This is a genomic window from Streptomyces sp. NPDC037410, from assembly GCF_055602235.1.
Genome location: NZ_JBVJWR010000047.1, coordinates 1 through 3,884 on the forward strand (window position 1 = coordinate 1; position 3,884 = coordinate 3,884).

The 3,884-nt window shown below is 64.6% G+C and carries 4 protein-coding genes; all 4 read right to left on the reverse strand.

The genetic code is table 11. The annotated features are described in order from the left end of the window. Positions 1-122: 122 nt before the first annotated feature. A complete protein-coding gene (locus ACZ7HT_RS36840; RefSeq protein WP_471174112.1) occupies positions 123-947 on the reverse strand; it encodes a phenylalanine 4-monooxygenase in 825 nt (274 codons plus the stop codon). Positions 948-973: 26 nt separating this feature from the next. After that, complete coding sequence (locus ACZ7HT_RS36845; RefSeq protein WP_471174114.1) at positions 974-1,987, reverse strand: class I SAM-dependent methyltransferase; 1,014 nt, start codon at positions 1,985-1,987, stop codon at positions 974-976. Between the two features lie 63 nt (positions 1,988-2,050). Then, positions 2,051-2,428 carry a cupin domain-containing protein gene (locus ACZ7HT_RS36850; RefSeq protein WP_471174116.1) on the reverse strand — a complete coding sequence of 126 codons (378 nt, stop codon included), beginning with the start codon at positions 2,426-2,428 and terminating at the stop codon, positions 2,051-2,053. A gap of 24 nt (positions 2,429-2,452) precedes the next feature. Then, on the reverse strand, positions 2,453-3,133 hold the full coding sequence (locus tag ACZ7HT_RS36855) for a hypothetical protein (RefSeq protein WP_471174118.1): 681 nt from the start codon (positions 3,131-3,133) through the stop codon (positions 2,453-2,455). Positions 3,134-3,884 lie beyond the last annotated feature (751 nt).

Sequence of the window (3,884 nt, forward strand, 5' to 3'; positions counted from 1 at the left end):
GCGCGACACGGCGGAGTGACGACGCCGGGTCAACGCGCGACCAGACGCATCGAAGCTCCGTTGCGAAGGCGACCCTCCCAGGTCCCCTCCGCAACGGAGCTTCGATGTCCACCAGTTCAATCTCAGGCGACGGATGCGGCCAACATCGCCTCGATGGTGTTGTCGTCGCAGGTCTCCCAGAAGCCACCCACGACGTCTTCGAGATGGTTCATCGAGTCCGCCTCGAACAGAATCTTCTGGTACGTCGATATGTCGTACTCGACGTCGGCCAGGCTCTTCAGCTCCAGCGGGCGGATGTCAGCCTCACGGAAATGGCTCAGCTCTCCGTACGAGGAGACAAGCGTCGCACCGTACGCCTTCGGCATTCCCTGCTCGCGGAACACACCGCATTCGAGCGTGAACCAGAACACCTTGGCGATGAACTGCAGCGCCGCCTCGCTCTCGGCTCGCTCGGCCGCCTCACCAGCCAGGCGGTACAGACGGGCGAACCGCTCGTTCCCCAGAACGTTCCCGTGCCCGACCACATCGTGCAGCATGTCCGGATCCGCGGTGTAGAACGGGGTGGCCGGGTGCCTCAGATACTGCGTGGAGTGGAAGACCGAGCCCGCCAGGCCGGTGCAGAACTGCCGGAAGGGAACGAGCTCGGGCGCCGACCTGAAACGAAAGCCGGAAAGCGATTCGATACTCCTGCTGACATCCCGGAGCTGCGGAATCCGTTCCTGGGGGATCGCGAGGGATTCCGCCGCGTCGAGGTACTCGGTCGCGGCGTCCGTGCGGTGGCGTACGGCAAGCTCTCCGCACACCAGCCGCCAGACCTCGTGCTCCTCTTCCGTGTACTCGACGGTGGGGATCGGATCGCCCGGACCACAGCGATCCGCCAAGGCCGCTATTTCGGCACGCCGCGCTTCGTAGAACGGGTCGGAGGCCCCTGCTGATTGTTCCTGCACGTGCTTCTCAGCTCCTTGCCCAGCTGTTATTCGAGTTCGAATATGAATCCGTTGGTCAACCCGTCCATCAGGTGAGTCTTCCGAAGTCGCCAGCCGGTCTCGGGAAAGACGTCTTCCCAATCCTGAAGGGTCGGCAGGTACACGCCCATGAGGTCGTGTCCGACCTCGAAACCGAGGTTGAACATCGGGTATCGGTCGTCGGGGAGATCGGTCAGCCGAGCGGTGTCCGCGAGGAGGAGCCGGCGCGCGTTCGGGAAGACCTCGCGAAGCTTCCGGAAGGAAGCGATGCAGTTCTCTCGGGGCCAGAAGTCGTGCGCCATCATGAAGCTGGTGACGAGCTCGACGTCCTCGAGTTCGGGACGCGGTTCGAGCGCGCGGGCGTCCGCGACACCGAACGAGATGCGGTCCCCGAGCCCGGCCTCCACCGTGGCGGCCTTGGCCGCCTCCAGCGAACTGGCGGCGATGTCGAGACCGACGCCCTGGACGCCGGGATGACGCCGGGCGATCTGCCGCAGTCGTTCACCGCTGCCGCATCCGAGGTCGGCAACCTTGTCGAAGGTGATGTCCAGGCTGTCCATCACCGCCCAGAAGGCAGGGTCGAAGACCTCCGCATTGATTTCCCGGCAGGCGTAGCTGATCGCCGGCGCGTCCCGGGTGTAGAAGTCGCCGACTCGGTTGGCGTTCTTCATCACCGTGGGCATCGCCGTGAACAGAGACGCACTGCCGCGGCTGAGCCAGTGGAAGAAGGACTTGGTCCGGAACACGTCGTCGAAGAGCGGGCCGGGGATGACGGTGTCGCCGTCACGCACGACGACGCCGACGCTGGCCAGCGCGGTGAACATGCCCCTGACCGACTGGACGTGCAGGTCGTTCTCCTCGGCGAAGAAGCGCGCCTCGAGCTTGCCCTTCCCGCTCAGCTCGTCAAGAGCGCCGATCTCCCATCCTGCGGCGATCGCCCAAGACGCGACCGCCGAGTTGTAGATGTCGGCCGCTGACTGCGCGGCGGCTCCACGGCCTGCTTCCCATTCAGGAGGATTCATCGTACGGCCTTCCCGTCATGCGGTTAGAGAGAGTTTTCAAAATTACGGGCCGGGCGGCCGAATTCAGGAGCGAGGAGCGTTCGGCATCTGGCTCTTGTCCAGAAATCTGATGTGCCGCTCGCTGGCTTCGTCGAACGCCGGAGAGACGGTGAGCGTCATCTCCATCGTTCCGAAGTAGTACACACGTGTCCCCGGTGGAATGACGACCAGATCCGTGGCTTTCACCTCCACGGCTTCGTCGTTGAGGTAGAAGGTTCCGGAGCCATCGATCACGTAGAAGGCATAGGTGCTCTTCACGTTGATGAACTCCTGGAAGTGACCTTCCGCGACACTGACGTGGACGATGTTGAAAGACGGATCCACGTGCCCGTACACGGTCAGGTCGATGCCATGCTTGTTGAAGCGTGCCGCAGCCTCAGCCGTGTATTTGTATTGAGTCACGATTCTGTGCACCGGGCCCCGGGGTTACAGCCAGCTGCGAAGCTTGAGCAGCTCCGCGCGCAGCTGGTCGATGGAAGGCCGTTCGACGTATTCCTTCCGGTCTCCGCCCCTCTCGCCGGCCGGGGTCGTGCGATAGACGTTCGTCGAGTCCCGCACCGTGGGCCCCTGCAGGACGAGCGTGGCCGTAGGTCCGTCGTGGGAACGCGCGATGCTGTGGAGGACCCGGTGGTCAAGGTGGTAGACCGTGCCGGCCGGGACGATGGATTCGCACACCTGAGCCAGCTGCTCGGGCCCCAAGGCCTCCAGCGAGAAGAACTGGTCCGCCCGAACCGGGGTGTACTTGTAGTGGTAGTACTCGTCGCCGGGGGCGATCATGTACTCGCGGGCGTTGTACTCGCCGAGCAGCAGGGCGGTGGTGAAGTCCCAGCGGTGCGAGTGGATGTCCTCCCTCGGCGGGCGATCCTCCTCCGCCTGCGGGTGCCATACGTGGAGGCGAAGCTTCCAGGCGTTCTCGTCGCCGACCGCCAGAACGAGCTTGAGGAAGCTGTTCGCGTGGTAGTACGACCGCGCCGCGATCTCGCCGAGTTGAGCGTCGTCCGACACGATCTGATCGATCAGGGACCGCATCTCGTCGTGCCTGGCGTTGCTGCGGACCACCGCCCCGGCTCGCTCGGAGAGCTTGCCGTCGCCAAGGTGACCCGTCATTTCCAGGTGGTCGCGCACTTCAGGCAGTAGCGTTCTCGTAAAGAGCTGTGCCATGAATTCAGATCCTTCGTGCGAGCGTTGGTTCGCCATACAGTGGGCATGTCTAGTAACTGCCGCTCCCTGCCTGGCGGCTCCCCCGCGGGAGATCGCGAAACGGAGCGCATGTGGAATGAGCCGAGCGGTGCGTCGGCTTCGCCCCGGCCAGGGCGCTATGTAGCCGGACGGTCATCTTGGTAGGCAATTGCGAGTTTCACTCACGAGCTGCTACCGCCACCCGAGAAGAAGCCGCAAGACCGGACTTGGTCCGACGGGGGCCAGGTCGGACTGAGCGTCTCCATACGTGGCAGCCAATCTCTATTGCGGCTCGGTCATCTCCTGCCAGGTGGTGCAAATTCCTGATCCGGGGCAGCTCATTGACGATACGGAACTGCACACTAGCCATCCACTGGCGTCACGCGTACTGACATCAGCCAGGGCCGCATAACCAACTCGTGCATGATTGGCGGTGGCACGGCAGATGCGCTCGTCCGACCCCGGGCCCCGGCCGGCGGAGACGCCGCCTCGGACGTCACCGCACGTACTGAGCCTCCTCCAGCCTCCGCCCAACCCCGGCCTGACCGGCGCCAGACCGGACGGAGAGGCATGGTCGCGGCCTTCCACCGCGGCACTTCGGCGCACGTGCGGCAGACCCGGGACTCGCCGACGGGTCGGCGAGCCCACCGCGCCGGCGTCGTCAACTGCCGTGCCCCGT